The 16490-nt window shown below is 49.4% G+C and carries 9 protein-coding genes; 2 read left to right on the forward strand and 7 right to left on the reverse strand.

Translation table 11 applies throughout. From position 1 onward, the window contains the following. Positions 1-8: 8 nt before the first annotated feature. The 7 genes from treY to trpS all read right to left on the reverse strand — a co-directional run bounded on the left by treY (position 9) and on the right by trpS (position 11814). Positions 9-4238: a malto-oligosyltrehalose synthase gene (gene treY, locus VGN67_RS14700; RefSeq protein WP_327487614.1), complete on the reverse strand. Its 4230-nt coding sequence runs from the start codon at positions 4236-4238 to the stop codon at positions 9-11. Further along, the gene (gene treZ / locus VGN67_RS14705; RefSeq protein ID WP_327487615.1) at positions 4231-6072 is read right to left on the reverse strand and encodes a malto-oligosyltrehalose trehalohydrolase; all 1842 of its coding nucleotides are present in this window, start codon (positions 6070-6072) and stop codon (positions 4231-4233) included. Before treZ ends, treY begins: the two co-directional genes overlap by 8 nt. Positions 6073-6076: 4 nt before the next feature. Further along, positions 6077-8263 carry a glycogen debranching protein GlgX gene (gene glgX, locus VGN67_RS14710; RefSeq protein ID WP_327487616.1) on the reverse strand — a complete coding sequence of 729 codons (2187 nt, stop codon included), beginning with the start codon at positions 8261-8263 and terminating at the stop codon, positions 6077-6079. A 402-nt stretch (positions 8264-8665) separates the two neighbouring features. After that, on the reverse strand, positions 8666-9232 hold the full coding sequence (locus VGN67_RS14715; protein WP_327487617.1) for a 50S ribosomal protein L25/general stress protein Ctc: 567 nt from the start codon (positions 9230-9232) through the stop codon (positions 8666-8668). Positions 9233-9280: 48 nt separating this feature from the next. Then, complete coding sequence (locus tag VGN67_RS14720) at positions 9281-10225, reverse strand: ribose-phosphate pyrophosphokinase (RefSeq protein WP_327487618.1); 945 nt, start codon at positions 10223-10225, stop codon at positions 9281-9283. Between the two features lie 42 nt (positions 10226-10267). Beyond that, a complete protein-coding gene (locus VGN67_RS14725; protein ID WP_327487619.1) occupies positions 10268-10840 on the reverse strand; it encodes a phosphatase PAP2 family protein in 573 nt (190 codons plus the stop codon). Further along, positions 10837-11814 (reverse strand): tryptophan--tRNA ligase, encoded by a 978-nt coding sequence (gene trpS / locus VGN67_RS14730; protein WP_327487620.1) that lies wholly within the window; start codon positions 11812-11814, stop codon positions 10837-10839. Before trpS ends, VGN67_RS14725 begins: the two co-directional genes overlap by 4 nt. Before the next feature lie 181 nt (positions 11815-11995). Here trpS and VGN67_RS14735 point away from each other — a divergent pair, with 181 nt between their 5' ends. Beyond that, positions 11996-12670: a DUF2461 domain-containing protein gene (locus tag VGN67_RS14735; protein WP_327487621.1), complete on the forward strand. Its 675-nt coding sequence runs from the start codon at positions 11996-11998 to the stop codon at positions 12668-12670. 76 nt (positions 12671-12746) lie between these two features. After that, positions 12747-16397 carry a DNA polymerase III subunit alpha gene (dnaE, locus tag VGN67_RS14740; protein ID WP_327487622.1) on the forward strand — a complete coding sequence of 1217 codons (3651 nt, stop codon included), beginning with the start codon at positions 12747-12749 and terminating at the stop codon, positions 16395-16397. The last annotated feature ends 93 nt before the right edge of the window (positions 16398-16490 follow it).

The following is a 16490-nucleotide window of genomic DNA, read 5'->3' on the forward strand; positions in this document are numbered from 1 at the left end:
AAATAAAATTAATCGCGGTTGTAAATCCGGGTCCATTCCAGCAGCTGCTTTTCAGCTTCCTTGGTAAGCTGGCCGGGTTTGAGCCGCCAAAGCCAGTTACCTTCTCCCTCTCCCGGATAATTCATCCTTGATTTTTCATCCAGCCCCAGTAAGTCCTGAAGCGGAATTATGGCAATCTTGGCAACGGAAGCAAAGGCCATCCGACACATAGCCGGGGCTATTTCATCCCTTTCCAGTACCCGCCCCAGGTACTTATCCATCCGTTTTTTATCCTCTTTGCCTTCCTGATTGTACCAGCCCAAAATGGTGTTGTTATCGTGGGTACCGGTATAGGCGACAAAATTAGGGGTGAAATTATGGGGGATAAAAATGCTTTGGGGCATACTTTCATCAAACGCAAATTGGATTACCTTCATCCCGGGTAGCTCAAACTCATCCCGGAGTTCCAGCACGATGGGACTCACATCGCCCAGGTCCTCCGCGATGAACGGCAGGCCGCCCATTTCTTTTTTTACCTGGTTAAAGAATTCCGAACCGGGGCCCAGTTTCCACTCGCCACGGCGGGCGGTCTTCTCGCCGGCCGGTACCACCCAGTAGTCAGCAAATGCCCGGAAATGGTCGAGCCGAACAATATCAAACAGCTCAATGTTTTTTATCAGCCGCTCAATCCACCACCTATAGTTTTGCTTTTTGAGTACATCCCACTCAAACACCGGCATTCCCCAAAGCTGACCATCCTCACTGAAAAAGTCGGGAGGTACACCCGCGATGCCGGTCATGTTTCCTTCCTTATCCAGACTGAAAATCTCCCGGTTGGCCCATACGTCAACCGAGTCGTAGCTGGTATAAAAGGGCATATCTCCAAAAAGTTGGATCCCCCGGTTATTACAGTAGGTTCTCAGGCGTTTCCATTGAGAAAGGAAAATGAACTGCAGCCACCTGGTTTTCTCAAACTGGTCGGCTTGTTCAGCTTTGAGTTTTTCCAGCACTTTTTTGTCGCGTTGCTTGAACTCCTCAGGCCACTCAAACCAGGGTTTTCCTCCGTTTTTGTCTTTCAGTACTATGAACAGGGCGAAGTCATCCAACCACAGGGCTTCTTGTCGGCAAAAGTCAAGGAACTGCTGCTTCATGGTAGCAAATTCCCCGTCCTTGTAATTTTTCCAGGCTATTTCAAATAGTTCAGTTTTTATTCGTTCGGCCTCCGCGTAGTCGGCCTGGTCTTTTTGGGGAAGCCGGTACTTTTTAAAATCCTTCGGGTCGAGCAAGCCAGCGTCGGCCAATAACTCGGGACTTATCAGCAATGGGTTACCGGCCCGGCTTGATAAAGCACTATAGGGCGAATGCGCCTGGCCTTGTTCGGTAGGGTTGAGCGGTAACAACTGCCAGTACTTTTGCCCCGTCCGGTACAGGAAGTCCGCAAAGGCTTTGGCCTCCGGACCCAGGTCACCCAGTCCGAAAGGAGACGGTAAGGAAGTAATGTGGAGCAGGATTCCGGCTCCACGTTCATTCTTTGCCTTGAATTTTAATACCGCAATTGGTACGGTGGTAAACAAACCATTAACCGGTAGTTCTTTTTCAGCAGTCCCCTCGGTTTTTAAGAGCAGGTGCTGCCATTCGGTAGGTATGTCTTTGGGAAGTGTAATGGTGGTATCCTTCCAATCCAGCTCCAGTACCTCTTTTCCCTGTTGCTTACAAAGCTGAGCCAGGTGCAGGGGTACGACTATCAGGTAACAGGTTTGCTGGTAGGAGCGGGCAAAAGCTATAATATTGTCTTTATACTCGCCGCTTACTTCCAGAGGCAGGTAGTCGCCCTTGGCAAAAATATCGGCGTTTCGCTTCCGCTCATTGAGGAGCGTGTGCGTCAGCCAGAGTTTTATTTTGGCGTTTGACCGGTTTTGCCATAAATCCTGCCATACTTCCTCCTGTTTATTGAGGTCCTGGGCATCCAGGTCATCCAGCCACTGCTGACGTTTTTTGTAGTCTACGGCCCGACGGTTATCCGGGTCGACCAGACTCAAATCCCACAACTCGGTACCCTGGTACACATCCGGAACGCCCGGGCAGGTAAACTTTAGCAGCACCTGCGACAGGGAGTTTACAATTCCGTAATCAGCCACCTTCTGGTGAAATGGCGCAAAACTTTTCCAGAAGGGCTTGCTCTGGTCCAGCAGCCCCTTAGCGAAAGCTTTGGTAGCTGTCTCATATTCCTCATTAGGGGTAGTCCAATTGGAGTTTTTCTTGGCTTCCCGCAGCGCTTTCTGCAGGTACTCCTGAATCCGCTCCCCAAACTGGTCTTCGTCTTCTCCCGGCATGGGCAGGGCACCAATCAGGGTTTGGTATATGAGGTACTCGTCGTTGTCGTCCGGGGCTCCGTTTTGTTTCAGGTCACCGGATTGTTTTTTCCATTCCTGTACCTTTTCCAGCCACTCATCCGCCAGGTCGGTAAGTACGTTGAGCCGGATTCTGACATCTTCCCCCCGCTTGGTATCGTGGGTGGAGGTAGTATTGAGGGCCAGGGGCCAGTTTTTTTGACGATCCACCATTTTCTGGTGAAATTCCTCCGGCGTTAGACCAAAGGCTTCGGGAGAATCGCCCACTTCATTGTGACCAATAAAGCGGTTATAGGTGTACATCAACGTATCCTCTACTCCCTTAGCCATGAGCGGTCCGGTAAACTGCATAATCCGCTGGTAAAAAAGCAGCGCGTTCTTATGTTCTTCTTTTTTGGCTTTGGCCGGTTTTTTCAGGATGGCTTCCTCCAGCAAATTTATACCAGGGACCAGTTCCTTTTTGTTCTTACGGATATTATTAAAAATCTCCGTTACGGCGGTAGTCTCTTCCTCATCCAGCGGAAGGCTGTTACCGTAGTACCTGTAAACCGGACACTGGATAAGTACTTCACCGATGGCCCTTTTTAGTATTTCCGGGTCAACTTTGGATAAGGCCTTTTCATCCGCCAGGTTAAGCTCTATAAACAGGTGGTACAGGTTGTCCAGCTCCCCGGCCATGTGTTCAAATAAAATGTAAGCCTTTTTGTCGTGGATCTGGTCGTGGGCTGAGGCTTCGTTGCCCACCAGCCGGGCGTAGTAGTCAGTGAAGCTTTTTTTGCTTTCCCGATTAGTAAAAAGGTTATTTACATCCGATAAAAACTCGTAACCAGTCGCTCCCTGGATGGGCCAGTAGTTAGGTAAATCCTCCCCGGGTTCCAGAATTTTTTCAACCACAATATATTTTTCCTCCCCGGCCAGTTCCCGAAGTTGCTGCAGGTAGCCACTCGGATCAAACAAACCATCGATATGGTCGATCCGGATGCCCTGGAAAATATCGTCCTGCAACAGCGTATTGATAAACTGGTGGTAAGTTTGAAAAACTTCCGGATTCTGAATGTTCAAACAGATCAGGCTATTGACGGTAAAGAACCGGCGGAAAGTGATTTTTTTGTCTGTTTCCTGCCAATGGCACAGGCGATAAGTTTGTTCTTCGGCTATTTTACTGATCGCGTCCGGGTCCTGGTTGACCGCCTTAATACAGGATTCAATGTAGGAGCCGGTGGTTTTATTCTTCAATAGAGAAGCGAACTGCTGCAGAAACTCCTCCCAGCGTGAGGAAAAGGCTGTTGATTCATCTTCCTTATGGATTTCGTCCAGTTTTTCCAGGAGCTGGTTGATGGCTTCGGATTTTTTCTTTTTCCCTGAATTTAAAATGGTAGCATAGGAGCGGAGATTGAGTGGATAATCAGAATCGTAGTAAGAAAGGTACAGGCGTAGGCGATCGGCCTGGTACTTGACTTTTAGCTCTCCATTCTGGATTACCTCTTCCAGGGTACTACCCAGAAACGGCACCATGATCCGGCCATTATAAAGCTGGCTGGTCCAGGCTACGTCGAAGAAAGAAGCGTAGGCCGAAAGCTCTCCTTTTTCCAGGACATCCATGAGCCAGGTATTGTTGGGGTGGTAGGCCATGTGGTTGGGCACAATATCCTGAACCCAGTTTATACCCTGCTCTTTCAGGCGTGTACATATATCCCGTAGTTGTTCTTCAGTACCAATCTCGGGGTTTATGCGGTGCGGGTCAACGCCGTCGTACCCATGCGTACTGCCGGGGGTAGCTTCAAAAATGGGAGAAGCGTATAAGGTACTTATCCCCAGCTTCTGGAGGTAAGGGAGTAGTTTTTCTGCGTCAGCCAGAGTAAAGTTCTCGTGAAACTGTATCCGGTAGGTAGCGACGGGATTATGCATGGTTGGTGTAGATTTGTATAGACTCAGGTTGTACCACCACGGTCGAGGCCTCTTTGGCTTGCTCAGGTGCAGCGGCTGGGCCATTCCATTCGGGAGCAGCCGAATCCAGCAACTTGGTCCACGAACTGGCGTGGGCCGGAAGCCTGAGCTGCTGCGTAGTTTTTGAGAAATTCATCAGACAAACAACGCGCTGATTGTCATTCCAGCGGGTAAGTACCAGCGTTTTTTGATTTTCGTTGGTTTCTACAGTTAGTTGATGGCGGTTGAGCTGGCGTAAGGCAGGTACCTCTTTACGCAGCCTGATTAGGGTTTGGTAGTACCTGAAAATAGTCGAGTGGGGTTCCTGGTCAAGCAGATTCCACTGCAGCTTCGATTCTTGGAAGGTACTTTCTGCCATGGGATCAGGCGCTTCGCCTTCGGCGTGGAATGCGGCAAATTCGGCTTTTCGACCCTTACGAACGGCTTCGGCCAGTTCTGGGTCGGTGTGGCTGACGAAGTACAGGAAGGGGTTGGGTTCGCTGTATTCTTCGCCCATAAATAGCATGGGAAGATAGGGGCTAACCATAACGGCACCCGCCAAAAGTTTTTGCATTTCAAAACTTGTCAGCTGGCTCGTGCGCTCGCCGAGCATCCGGTTACCTACCTGGTCGTGGTTCTGCGAGAAAACGATGAATTGTTGGCCCGGATTATTCTCTGCTTTTATACCAAATATTTTATCCCGGTGTGGTGAATACTGTCCATCGTAAACGTAGGCGTCTTTATAGGCCTTAGCCAGGTGAGATAGCCCTTCAAAGTCGACGTAGTACCCATTGCGATCGCCCCCGGCCGTGACGCGGAGGGCATGGTGGAATTCGTCCACCCACTGCGCATCCATGCCAAAACCCTGCTTCTCGAGCGGATTAATAAAGCGGGTATCATTCAGGTCCAGCTCCACGATCATGTAATGCGTGCGACCGGTTTCCTTCATCAGTTGATTAACACACTGTTTCATTTCCCGAAGAATATGGGTTGCACTAAAATCCTTGATGGCATGAACAGCGTCCATGCGTACGGCATCAATATGAAAGTCCCGGAACCACATCAACAGGTTTTCGGTGAAGTACTTTCGTACCCCGTCGCAACCGGCATCATCAAAGTTGAGCGCCTGCCCCCAGGGGGTATTGTACTTTTCGGTAAAATAGGGGCCAAAGTCGTTTAGGTAGTTGCCTTCGGGGCCCATGTGGTTATAGACCACATCCAGGATTACGGCAATCTCTTTTTTATGACAAACATCGACCAGATGCTGTAGTCCTTCCGCGCCTCCGTAGGAATTCTGGGTAGCAAATGGTAGCACTCCATCGTAACCCCAGTTGCGGGAACCGGGAAACTGGGCCACCGGCATGATTTCAATGGCATTGACCCCCAGCTCTTTCAGGTAGTCCAGTTTTTGTTCCAGACCCGCAAAGGTACCCTCGGGCGTAAATGTACCCGTGTGCAGCTCGTACAGGATGTAGTCTTCGAGCGGAATATTCTTCCATTGGCCGTCAGTCCACTCAAACTGATTTACATCTACTGCTACCGAATTTCCGTGTACGCTATCTTCCTGGGCCAGGGAGGCCGGGTCGGGGCGTTCAGTACCGTCCAGTACTATTTTATAGGCATCGCCGGGCTGTATGTCCGGGCTGGTGGTTTGCCAGTATCCCATTTCCCCTTTGCTCAAAGAGATGTTTTTTTTGTCCCGGGAGAGTCGGATGGCTACTTTCTCTGCCTTTGGGGCCCAGACATATACCTCCGCCTGACCCTGGGTGTTAAACGTAACACCCAGGGTTCTTTTACTACTATCCAGTTGATTCATAAGCTTATCTTTGGAAGGGGAATTTTAAAAGTACCACTGAGCGGCTCTTGACTGTGAGGGTGTCCTCCGGCTTAAAAGTTTCACCTTCTTCATCCACTTTATTTTCACTGGTGTCCAGGATTTTTATCCACTCCTTTCCGTACTTTTCGGTCGGCAATTTGAATTCGAGCGATTCATAGTGGGCATTGAAAATCACGTAGAAAGAATCATCCAGGATTTGCTCACCTTTAGAACCTACTGACCGCAGTCCGCGTCCATTAAGAAAAACCCCCAGGGATTTGGCAAAATCGTGGGACCAGTTCTCCTCATTCATTTCAGTACCTTCCGGTAGGAACCAGGCGATGTCTTCTACGCCGGTACCTTTAATAGGCTGCCCCTGAAACCAGCGACGACGGCAGAAGACCGGGTGGTTTCGGTTAAGGGCAATAAGCTTTTGGGTAAAGGCCAGCAAGTCTTTGTCGGCATTCTCCCAGTCCAGCCACGATATTTCGTTATCCTGGCAGTAGGCATTGTTATTACCTCCCTGGGTACGGCTTATTTCATCCCCCGCTACCAGCATGGGTACACCCTGCGACAGGAACATCGTAGCCAGCAGGTTACGTTTCTGGCGGTTACGCAGGTCAATTATCTCCGGGTCGTCGGTGGGGCCTTCCACGCCACAATTCCAGGACCGGTTGTGGCTTTCGCCGTCGTTATTATCCTCACCGTTTGCGTCGTTATATTTTTCGTTGTAGGTAACCAGGTCGTTCAGGGTAAATCCGTCGTGGGCCGTAATAAAATTGACACTGGCGGTGGGCCGACGGTTATCACCTTCGTACAGGTCCGAACTACCCGTAAAGCGCATCGCAAATTCGGCCAGCATACTGTTTTCACCGCGCCAGTAGTCACGCATACAGTCGCGGTACATGCCGTTCCATTCGGCCCAGCCCGGTGGGAAGTTACCAACCTGGTAGCCCCCTTCGCCTACGTCCCAGGGTTCGGCAATTAGTTTGGCCTGCGAAATAATGGGGTCCTGATGGATAATATCAAAGAACGAACCCAGCCGGTCAACCGCGTGCAGCTCACGGGCGAGGGTGGAAGCCAGGTCAAAACGGAAGCCATCCACGTGCATGTCCAGAATCCAGTACCGCAAGCTGTCCATAATCAAGCGGAGTACGCTGGGAAGCTGGGCGTTCAGGGTATTTCCCGTACCGGTATAATCCATATAGAAACGTTTGTCTTCCTCGACCAGCCGGTAGTAGGAGCCGTTATCAATCCCTTTGAAGGAAAGCGTTGGCCCCATGTGGTTCCCTTCACCGGTATGGTTATATACCACGTCCAGAATTACCTCAATACCCGCTTTGTGAAGTTCTTTCACCATATTTTTGAACTCGGTCACCTGCTCACCGAGGGTACCGCTGCTTGAGTAGCGGACATCCGGAGCAAAAAAGCCGATTGAGTTGTAGCCCCAGTAGTTGGTCAGCCCCTTTTCCTTGAGGTGCCAATCGGTAATAAAATGGTGTACCGGCAGTAACTCAATAGCGGTAATTCCTAATTCTTTCAGGTACTTAATAGTTACCGGATGACCAATTGCCGCGTAGCTTCCCCGGATGTTTTCGGGTATATCGGGGTGTTGTTTGGTAAAACCTTTTACGTGTGTTTCGTAAATTACCGTACGGTGGTAGGGTATCCGGGGCGCTTTATCTTTTCCCCAATCAAAATTCGGGTCAATAACTACCGATTTTGGAATATAAGGAGCACTGTCGGATTCACTCATGTTCAGGTCTTCGTCCGGATTGCCAACATCATAGCCAAACAGGGATTCATTCCACTCTATGGTTCCGGATATGGCCTTGGCGTAAGGGTCTATCAACAATTTGTTCGGATTGAACCGGTAACCATTGGCAGGGTCATAAGGGCCGTGCATGCGAAATCCGTACAGTTGGCCAGGTTTCAAACCGGGCATATATACGTGCCACACGTGGTGGGTGCGCTCCATCATTTTTACCCTTACCGATTCTTTTTCAGCCTCGGTGCTATCAAACAAACAAAGTTCAACGCCCTGGGCATTCTCGGCATATACTGCAAAATTTACTCCTTCGCCATCCCAGGTGGCTCCCAGGGGGTAGGGGTTACCCGGATAGGCAATAACATTCTTTTTGGTTTCAACTCCCGCGGGTTCGGCGGCGATATTGCTGAAATTTTTTCCCATTAGTTTAGTGAGTTGGTAGGTTTTAGTTTAGGTACACGGAAAGTACAACAAGGATGTACCGTCATTACATCTCAACAAGTACCAGCAAAAACTGTTTTCAACCAGACACTGGACAGATGTAGTGCTGGAAATCCAGATCTTAGTAAATTTATACTATATAAATCTGGTGGGAGAGTCCGCCCTTGAGGAACATAGTCTATAAATAGTCGTGCCACCGCTGCTCTACCTAATTCTTAGAGAGCGAAATGGATGGGAAGGAAGCTGAGGGAATTCAACTAAATGGGAGAGCTAGCAGAGAATAGTGCCAGAAAAAAGGGAGCGCGGTAGTTGGGGGAGTTATAAAACAAATATGCCGACCAATGGTCGGCACGTTTGCATCTATTAGCCATGAAAAATAAATTACTATCCACGTAACTGTCCACGAAGTGCCCGTGGGATTTCAACCGAAGCAACCGGGTTGCTGGAAGGGCTTAGTATAACGTAGCCCTCAGGTTGAATAGCGCTCACCTTCACTGATTTGCCAAGGTCAAGCGTAGTTACATCAACTTCAATATAGTCAGGAATGTTCTTAGCCAAACCTTGTACACGCAATTTACGCAATTTTAGGTTAAGTTTTCCACCTTTCATTACTCCGGTTGAAGCTCCTGTTAACTTAACAGGTACTTCTACCTTTATTTCTTTTCCTTCCACAATTTCCAGAAAGTCGGCGTGTAGCAGACTGTCGTTTACCGGATGGAATTGAGTTTCCTGCAAAATGGCCGTAAAAATATCGCCTTCGATATTCAGAGTTACTTCAAATACATCGGGAGTATACAGCAATTCACGGAAAAGGATGGAGGGCGCATAGAAATGAACCTGATCTTTTCCTCCGTACAATACTGATGGAATATAACCCTGAGCACGCAGGTCCTGAGATTCAGACTTGCCGAGATTCGCTCTTTTATACCCTACAATCTCTAATTTTTTCATAATTTGAATTAGATAAAAATAAATGAATGTTAATAAATAAAAATGGTACTATTGATTATTTATGAATAGTGAGCTAATAGAATCGTGGTCCCGGATACGGCCAATCGCTTTGGCAAATAACTCCGCGACTGATATCACCCGTATTTTATGGTTATTTTCTCTAAGGGGTATGGTGTCGGTAACTATTAACTCTTCCAGAACGGAGTTAGCAATGTTTTCGTGCGCATTTCCGGACATGACCGGATGAGTACAAATGGCCCGGACCGAACGGGCTCCTTTTTCCAGAATGATTTCGGCGGCCTTACATAGGGTACCACCCGTGTCAATGAGGTCATCTACCAGTACCACATCGGCTCCTTCAACGTCCCCGATGACCTGCATGGAGGCAATTTCGTTGGCTCTTTTGCGGTGTTTATCGCAAAGAACCATATCAACATTGAGCATTTTGGCAAAGTTCCTCACCCGGGCAGCGCCTCCCACGTCGGGTGAGGCAATGAGCAGGCGATCCAGGTTAAGTTCTTTTATGTAGGGAACCAGTACCGTAGTACCTTCCAGGTGGTCCACCGGGAAATCAAAAAAGCCCTGAATCTGGCCCGCGTGCAGGTCAATGGTCATCAGCCGGTCCACGCCCGAGGCCGACAATAAATTAGCCACGAGTTTGGCCGCGATAGGTACCCTGGGCTTATCCTTCCGGTCCTGACGGGCATACCCAAAGTAGGGAATAACTACCGTTACGTAGTGGGCGGAGGCCCGGCGACAGGCATCTACCATCAGCAGCAGCTCCATTAGGCTGTCGGTAGGCGGAAACGTAGACTGAATCAGGAAAACGTCACAACCACGAACAGATTCTTCAAAACTAGGTGAAAGTTCTCCGTCGCTGAATTTGCGGAGAGTATACCCTCCCAGGTCTTTGCCAAAATAGCGGGCAATATCCTTCGACAAATATTCCGACTGACTTCCGGAGAAAATTTTAACTGTGTTAATAGAGCCCATGGCTACGAGAAAATTTCCGCAAAAATAAAGAAAATCAAATTATTATGACAGCTTTCGCTGTAAAACATTTTTGTAAATCAGGATACATACCGCCGCGGCTAGGCAACCCACCAGGGCTCCCACCACCAAATCGCCCGGATAATGGACGCCTACGTAGATTCGGCTGAATGCATAAATGATGGCCCACAGGTACAGCCAACCCGCCCCTTTCAACTCACTGGACGTAAGTACCTGAAACGTTACAGCCAGCGCGAAGGCCGTGGCGGCGTGGGACGAAACAAAGCCGTACTGTCCGCCGCAGCCATTTATTACGTGTACCACCGAACTGATGTCCGGGTCGTGGCAGGGCCGCAACCGGGCAAAAAACGGTTTGAACAGGCCGGATGCTATTTGGTCGGCCAGGGCAATGGCGGAAATGAGGGTAAGTACCATTCCAATGGAACGCCTCTGGTACTTCCTGACCAGACTATAAATCAGGAACAGGTACAGAGGAATCCAGGTAAATTTAAAGGTTACGAGGTCCATGATCCGGTCGACCCAGGGCGTATGCCACCCGTTCAGCGCCAAAAAAAGGCGCTGGTCGGCCTGCCCGATGGCTTCCAGTAGGGTAGTCATGAACCGAAGCCCAGCGCCTGGCGTACCCGGCTTATGGTATTTCGGGCAATCTGCCGGGCCTTTTCTTCACCTTCTTCCAGTTTGCGTTCCAACTCGCCCGGATTTTCCATGTAGTAGTTATAAATGCGACGGGGCTCCTCAAAACTCTCCATGAACAGTTCGTACAAGGCCTGTTTGGCATGACCGTACCCGTAGCCTCCGTTCTGGTAGTTCTGCCGCATTTGGGCCACTTCCGCCTCGGTGGCTAGTAAGGAATACAATTGGTAGGTAATGTCTGTATCCGGATTCTTGGGCTCTTCCAAGGGGGTGGAGTCAGAAACAATTTTCATGACTACTTTCCGCAAGTCCTTCTCCGGCAGGAAAATATCAATATAGTTGTGGTACGACTTACTCATTTTCTGCCCGTCCAGCCCCGGTATTACCATCAGTTTTTCGTCAATTCGTGATTCGGGCAGTACAAGTACTTCCTTACCCACCTGCCGGTTCAGCGCGCTGGCTATATCACGGGTCATTTCCAGGTGCTGCTTCTGATCTTTTCCTACGGGTACTATATTGGCGTCGTAGAGCAGGATGTCGGCCGCCTGTAAAACAGGGTACGTAAAAAGTCCGGCGTTGACGTCGGAAAGCCGCTCCGATTTTTCCTTGAAGGAATGCGCGTTGGCCAGCATGGGAAAAGGTGTGAAACAGCTAAGGTACCAGGCCAGCTCGGTATGCTCCTGAACCCGCGACTGCCGCCAGAAAACATTACGGTCCGTATCAAAGCCAAAGGCCAGCCAGGTAGCGGCTATGGCGCGGATATACTCCTCACGCTGCGAACCCTCTTTAATGGTGATCAGTGAGTGCAGGTCAGCGATGAAAAAGAAAGACTCGTTCTGAGGATCTCTGGATAGCTCGATGGCCGGCTGAATGGCGCCCAGGATATTACCTAAGTGGGGCCTGCCGCTGCTCTGGATGCCGGTGAGGATTCGTGCCATATGGGAGGAAGATTTATTCGGTTAGATTCCATTCGAAGCCCTAAAATTCGTTAAATTGAGCCAATATTTGAAATGAAAATCGTGATTAATCATTAGAAGGCTCATTTGCAGCAGCTAAGGACTTTGGTACCCCCGGTACCTGCATTTCTGCCATGCGCTTCTTCTTTATCCAGTACTACGAATGATTCAGGCAACTACGCTCCATTTTTTGCGTGATTTGAGCGAGAACAATAACCGGGAGTGGTTTCAGGAAAATAAAAAGCGGTTTGAAGCCGCAAAAAAAGATTTTGAGAGTACAGTTGATGCGCTTTTGACGGAGGTTAAAACCCTGGAAGAGCTGGGGAACACCCAGGCCAAGGACTGTATATTCCGAATAAACCGGGATATACGCTTTTCAAAGGATAAAACGCCCTACAAAAACTGGCTGAGTGCCGCCATTGGGCCGGGTGGTCGAAAGTCGGGCCGCACCGACTACTACCTGCATATTCAACCGGGGGGAGAGTCGTTTATTGGGGCTGGTATGTGGAATCCTACGCCCCAGCAGTTGGCGAAGTACCGCCAGGAGATAGACTACAATGCCGGCGAACTGAAAAAGATTATTCATGCGGAAGCATTCCAGACCTACTTTCCGGAGGTATGGGGTGAATCCACGAAAACCGCGCCCAAAGGGTACGCAAAAGAACATCCCGAAATAGAACTACTAAGACGAAAGCAATTGTTCTTTATGCACTATTTCAGCGATAAGGAAGTGCAGCAAAAAGGCTTTGTGCAGGAAATAATGAAGGGAGTGGTTCTCATCAAGCCTTACTGCGAATTCCTGAATTACATATTCTTCGACGAACCCCAGGAGGAGTAGGGCCTATATGCTGAATGATACAGTTGAACGTTTTATACTAAAAAAGCTAATAGCTTACACCATAAGTACCTAATCAATGCAATTTTCTCATTTACACTGCCACACCCAGTTTTCGTTGCTCGACGGAGCGGCTGATATTAAAAAGCTTTTCAAAAAAGCCAAAGCCGACAATATGCCGGCGGTGGCCATTACCGACCATGGTAACATGTTTGGCGTGTTTGAATTTGTGGCCGAGGGCAATAAGCAGGGCGTAAAACCTATAGTCGGCTGTGAGTTTTATGTGGTGGAAGACCGCCACAAACGGCAGTTTACCAAAGAACAAAAAGACGTACGGTACCATCAGTTGCTGCTGGCAAAAGATGCCGAAGGCTACAAAAACCTGGTAAAGCTTTGCTCGCTGGGTTTTATGGAAGGCATGTACGGCAAGTACCCCCGCATTGATAAAGAACTTATTATAAAGTACCATAAGGGTCTCATTGCGACTACCTGTTGCATTGGCGCCCAGGTACCTAAAACCATCCTGAAAAAAGGCGAAGCGGAGGGAGAAAAAGAGTTTAAATGGTGGCTGGACCTGTTTGGTAAGGACTACTACGTGGAGTTGCAGCGCCACGAAATACGGGAGCAGTTGGTTGTAAATGAGATACTGGTGCGGTTTGCCCGGAAGTACGGGGTGAAAATCATCGCTTCCAATGACTCCCACTACGTAGACCAGGACGACTGGAACGCCCACGATATCCTGCTGTGTATCAATACGGGAGATAAGCAGAGTACCCCTTCGGCCAAAGACTTTGACGATGAAGTAGGTATACCTAAAGGGTCGCGCTTCGCCTTTTTTAACGACCAGTTCTACTTCAAAAACACCAGCGAGATGCTCACCCTGTTCAACGACATTCCCGAGTCGCTGGACAACACCAATGAAATCGTTGACAAGATTGATACGCTGGACTTGCGGAAGGATATCATGCTGCCCAACTTCCCGATTCCCGACGAATTCAAGACCCACACGTCGTCGGAAATGGCGGGTAAAAAAGAATTGACGCCCGATGTACTGAACCAGTGGGAGTACCTGCGCCACCTGACCTTTGAAGGAGCCCGCCAGAAGTACCAAACGATTACGCCGGAAATTGAAGAGCGGTTAAATTTTGAGTTGAATACCATCCGGAACATGGGTTTTCCGGGCTACTTCCTGATTGTGGCCGACTTTATCAGGGCCGCGCGTGAAATCGGCGTATTTGTGGGGCCGGGTCGGGGCTCGGCCGCGGGTTCGGCGGTGGCCTACTGTACCGGTATTACCAATATTGACCCCATTAAGTACGACCTGCTTTTTGAGCGTTTCCTGAACCCCGACCGGGTATCACTGCCCGATATTGATACTGACTTTGACGATGAAGGTCGTCAGCGGGTGATTGACTACGTGGTAAAAAAGTACGGCTACAACCAGGTGGCCCAAATCGTGACCTACGGTACCATGGCCTCCAAGTCGTCGCTGAAAGACGTAGCCCGGGTTATGGACCTGCCCCTTCAGGATGCCAACGCCCTGGTGAAACTGGTACCCGATAAGCCTACCTACAACATGACCCTCAACCGTATATTTACGGCCCCGCTGGAAGGGGAGGGTAGTCTGCTGAAGAAGGAAGGTATCTCGCCCGACGAGATGGAAAATGTCAAACGACTGCGGGCCATCGCCGCCGGCAAAGACCTGCCGGCGAAGGTTATTCAGGAAGCGCGCCGGCTGGAAGGTACCGTGCGCAACACGGGTATCCACGCAGCGGGGATTATTATCGCGCCATCCGACCTGACCGAAATTATTCCTGTAAGTACTTCCAAAGACTCGGACCTGCTCATTACCCAGTTTGGCGGAAAGGTAATTGAGGACGCGGGCGTAATAAAAATGGACTTCCTGGGTTTGCGCAACCTGACCATTATCAAGGAAGCGCTGAACCTGATAAAACAGAATTACGGACGGGAAATAGATATTGACGCCATTCCGCTGGACGACCCTAAGGTTTTCGAATTGTTCCAGCGCGGGGAAACTAACGCCATATTTCAGTTTGAATCGGACGGGATGAAGAAGTACATGCGGGAGTTAAAACCCGACCGATTTGAGGACCTTATAGCCATGAACGCCCTTTACCGTCCGGGTCCGCTGGCCTATATCCCTAACTTTATCAAGCGCAAACACGGGCTGGAAGAAATAACCTACGACCTGCCCGAGATGGAAGAGTACCTGTCCGATACTTACGGCATTACCGTGTATCAGGAGCAGGTGATGCTACTCTCGCAGTCGCTGGCGGGCTTTACCAAGGGCCAGGCCGATACCCTGCGGAAGGCCATGGGGAAAAAGCAGATTGAGATACTCAATAAGCTGAAAAACGACTTCATGAAGGGTGGTGAAGAGCGGGGGCACGACAAGAAAAAACTGGATAAGATCTGGACGGACTGGGAGGCCTTTGCTTCCTACGCCTTCAACAAATCGCACTCGACCTGCTACGCCTTCGTGGCCTACCAAACCGCCTACCTCAAGGCCCATTATCCGGCCGAGTACATGTCGGCGGTACTAACCAGCTCGCTGGGTACCATTGAAAAGATTACCTTTTTTCTCGAAGAATGTAAAAGCCTGGGCCTGCCGGTACTTGGGCCGGACATCAACGAATCGGACCGGCAGTTTAACGTAAACAAACGGGGCGAAATTCGCTTTGGATTGGGTGGAATTAAAGGTACTGGCGATGCCGCGGTTGATTCCATTATAGAGGAGCGAAATGCCAACGGACCTTTTGCGGATATTTACGACTTTATAATCAGGGTAAATCTACGGACGGTAAATAAAAAAACACTGGAAAGTCTGGCCTATGCGGGCGGTTTTGACTGCTATGAAGACATCCACCGCGCGCAGTACTTTGAGTTGGTAGAGGGCGACAATGCCACCTTTATTGAGAAACTCATAAAGTACGCCAACAACTACCACGCTGAGAAAGCCTCGAGTCAGGCTTCCCTGTTCGGGGCGTTTGGCGGAAACGATGCCCTGATGGTCAAACCCAAACCGGCGCAGGTGGAGCCGTGGAGTGATATTCAGAAACTGCGATTTGAACAGGATGTAGTTGGGTTTTACATCTCGGGGCATCCGCTGGATACCTTTCGGATTGAACTGGACAACTTCTGTAACTGCACCCTCGACCGCGTCATGGAGATTCCCGAAGGGGAACGAAATCCGGTTTTCTTCGGAAAAGAAATCAGTGTGGGCGGCATCGTGACCAGTGCGCAGGAGCGAATTTCCCGTAATGGGAATCCCTTCATGATTTTTAAAGTGGAAGACTACCGCGGCTCCATGGAAATGCTGTTGGGGGGAGAGGAATTTGTCCGACTGGGTAACTACATTCAACCCGGCCGTTTTCTGTACATAAAAGGGAAAGTACAGAATCGCTGGAAGCAGGAAGATCAGTTTGAATTTAAGCCAATAAGCATTCAGCTTCTTACCGAAATCAGGGATAAAATGTGCAAAGAAATAAAGGTGCAACTATCACTGGACCAGATAGATGACCGGTTTGTGTTAAACCTGAACGAGGCCATTAACAACCATCCCGGTTCCTGCTCGCTCACCATGACCGTAGTGGACCCCGAAACCCGCATGGAAGTGCAGATGCTGTCCCGGCGTTTCCGGGTTTCGGCTTCTAACGAATTCTTTAATGGTTTAAAAGCGCTGGACGGTGTAACCTTTTCGCTTAACTAGTTTTGCCGAACGTACAGCAGAGGAACTTTTGGTACCATTTTTTTGATTGTAGAAAGAACAGCATATTTTTCTATTTTACACTTTCTATAAACA

The organism is Telluribacter sp., from assembly GCF_035998675.1.
Taxonomy (GTDB): domain Bacteria; phylum Bacteroidota; class Bacteroidia; order Cytophagales; family Spirosomataceae; genus Telluribacter.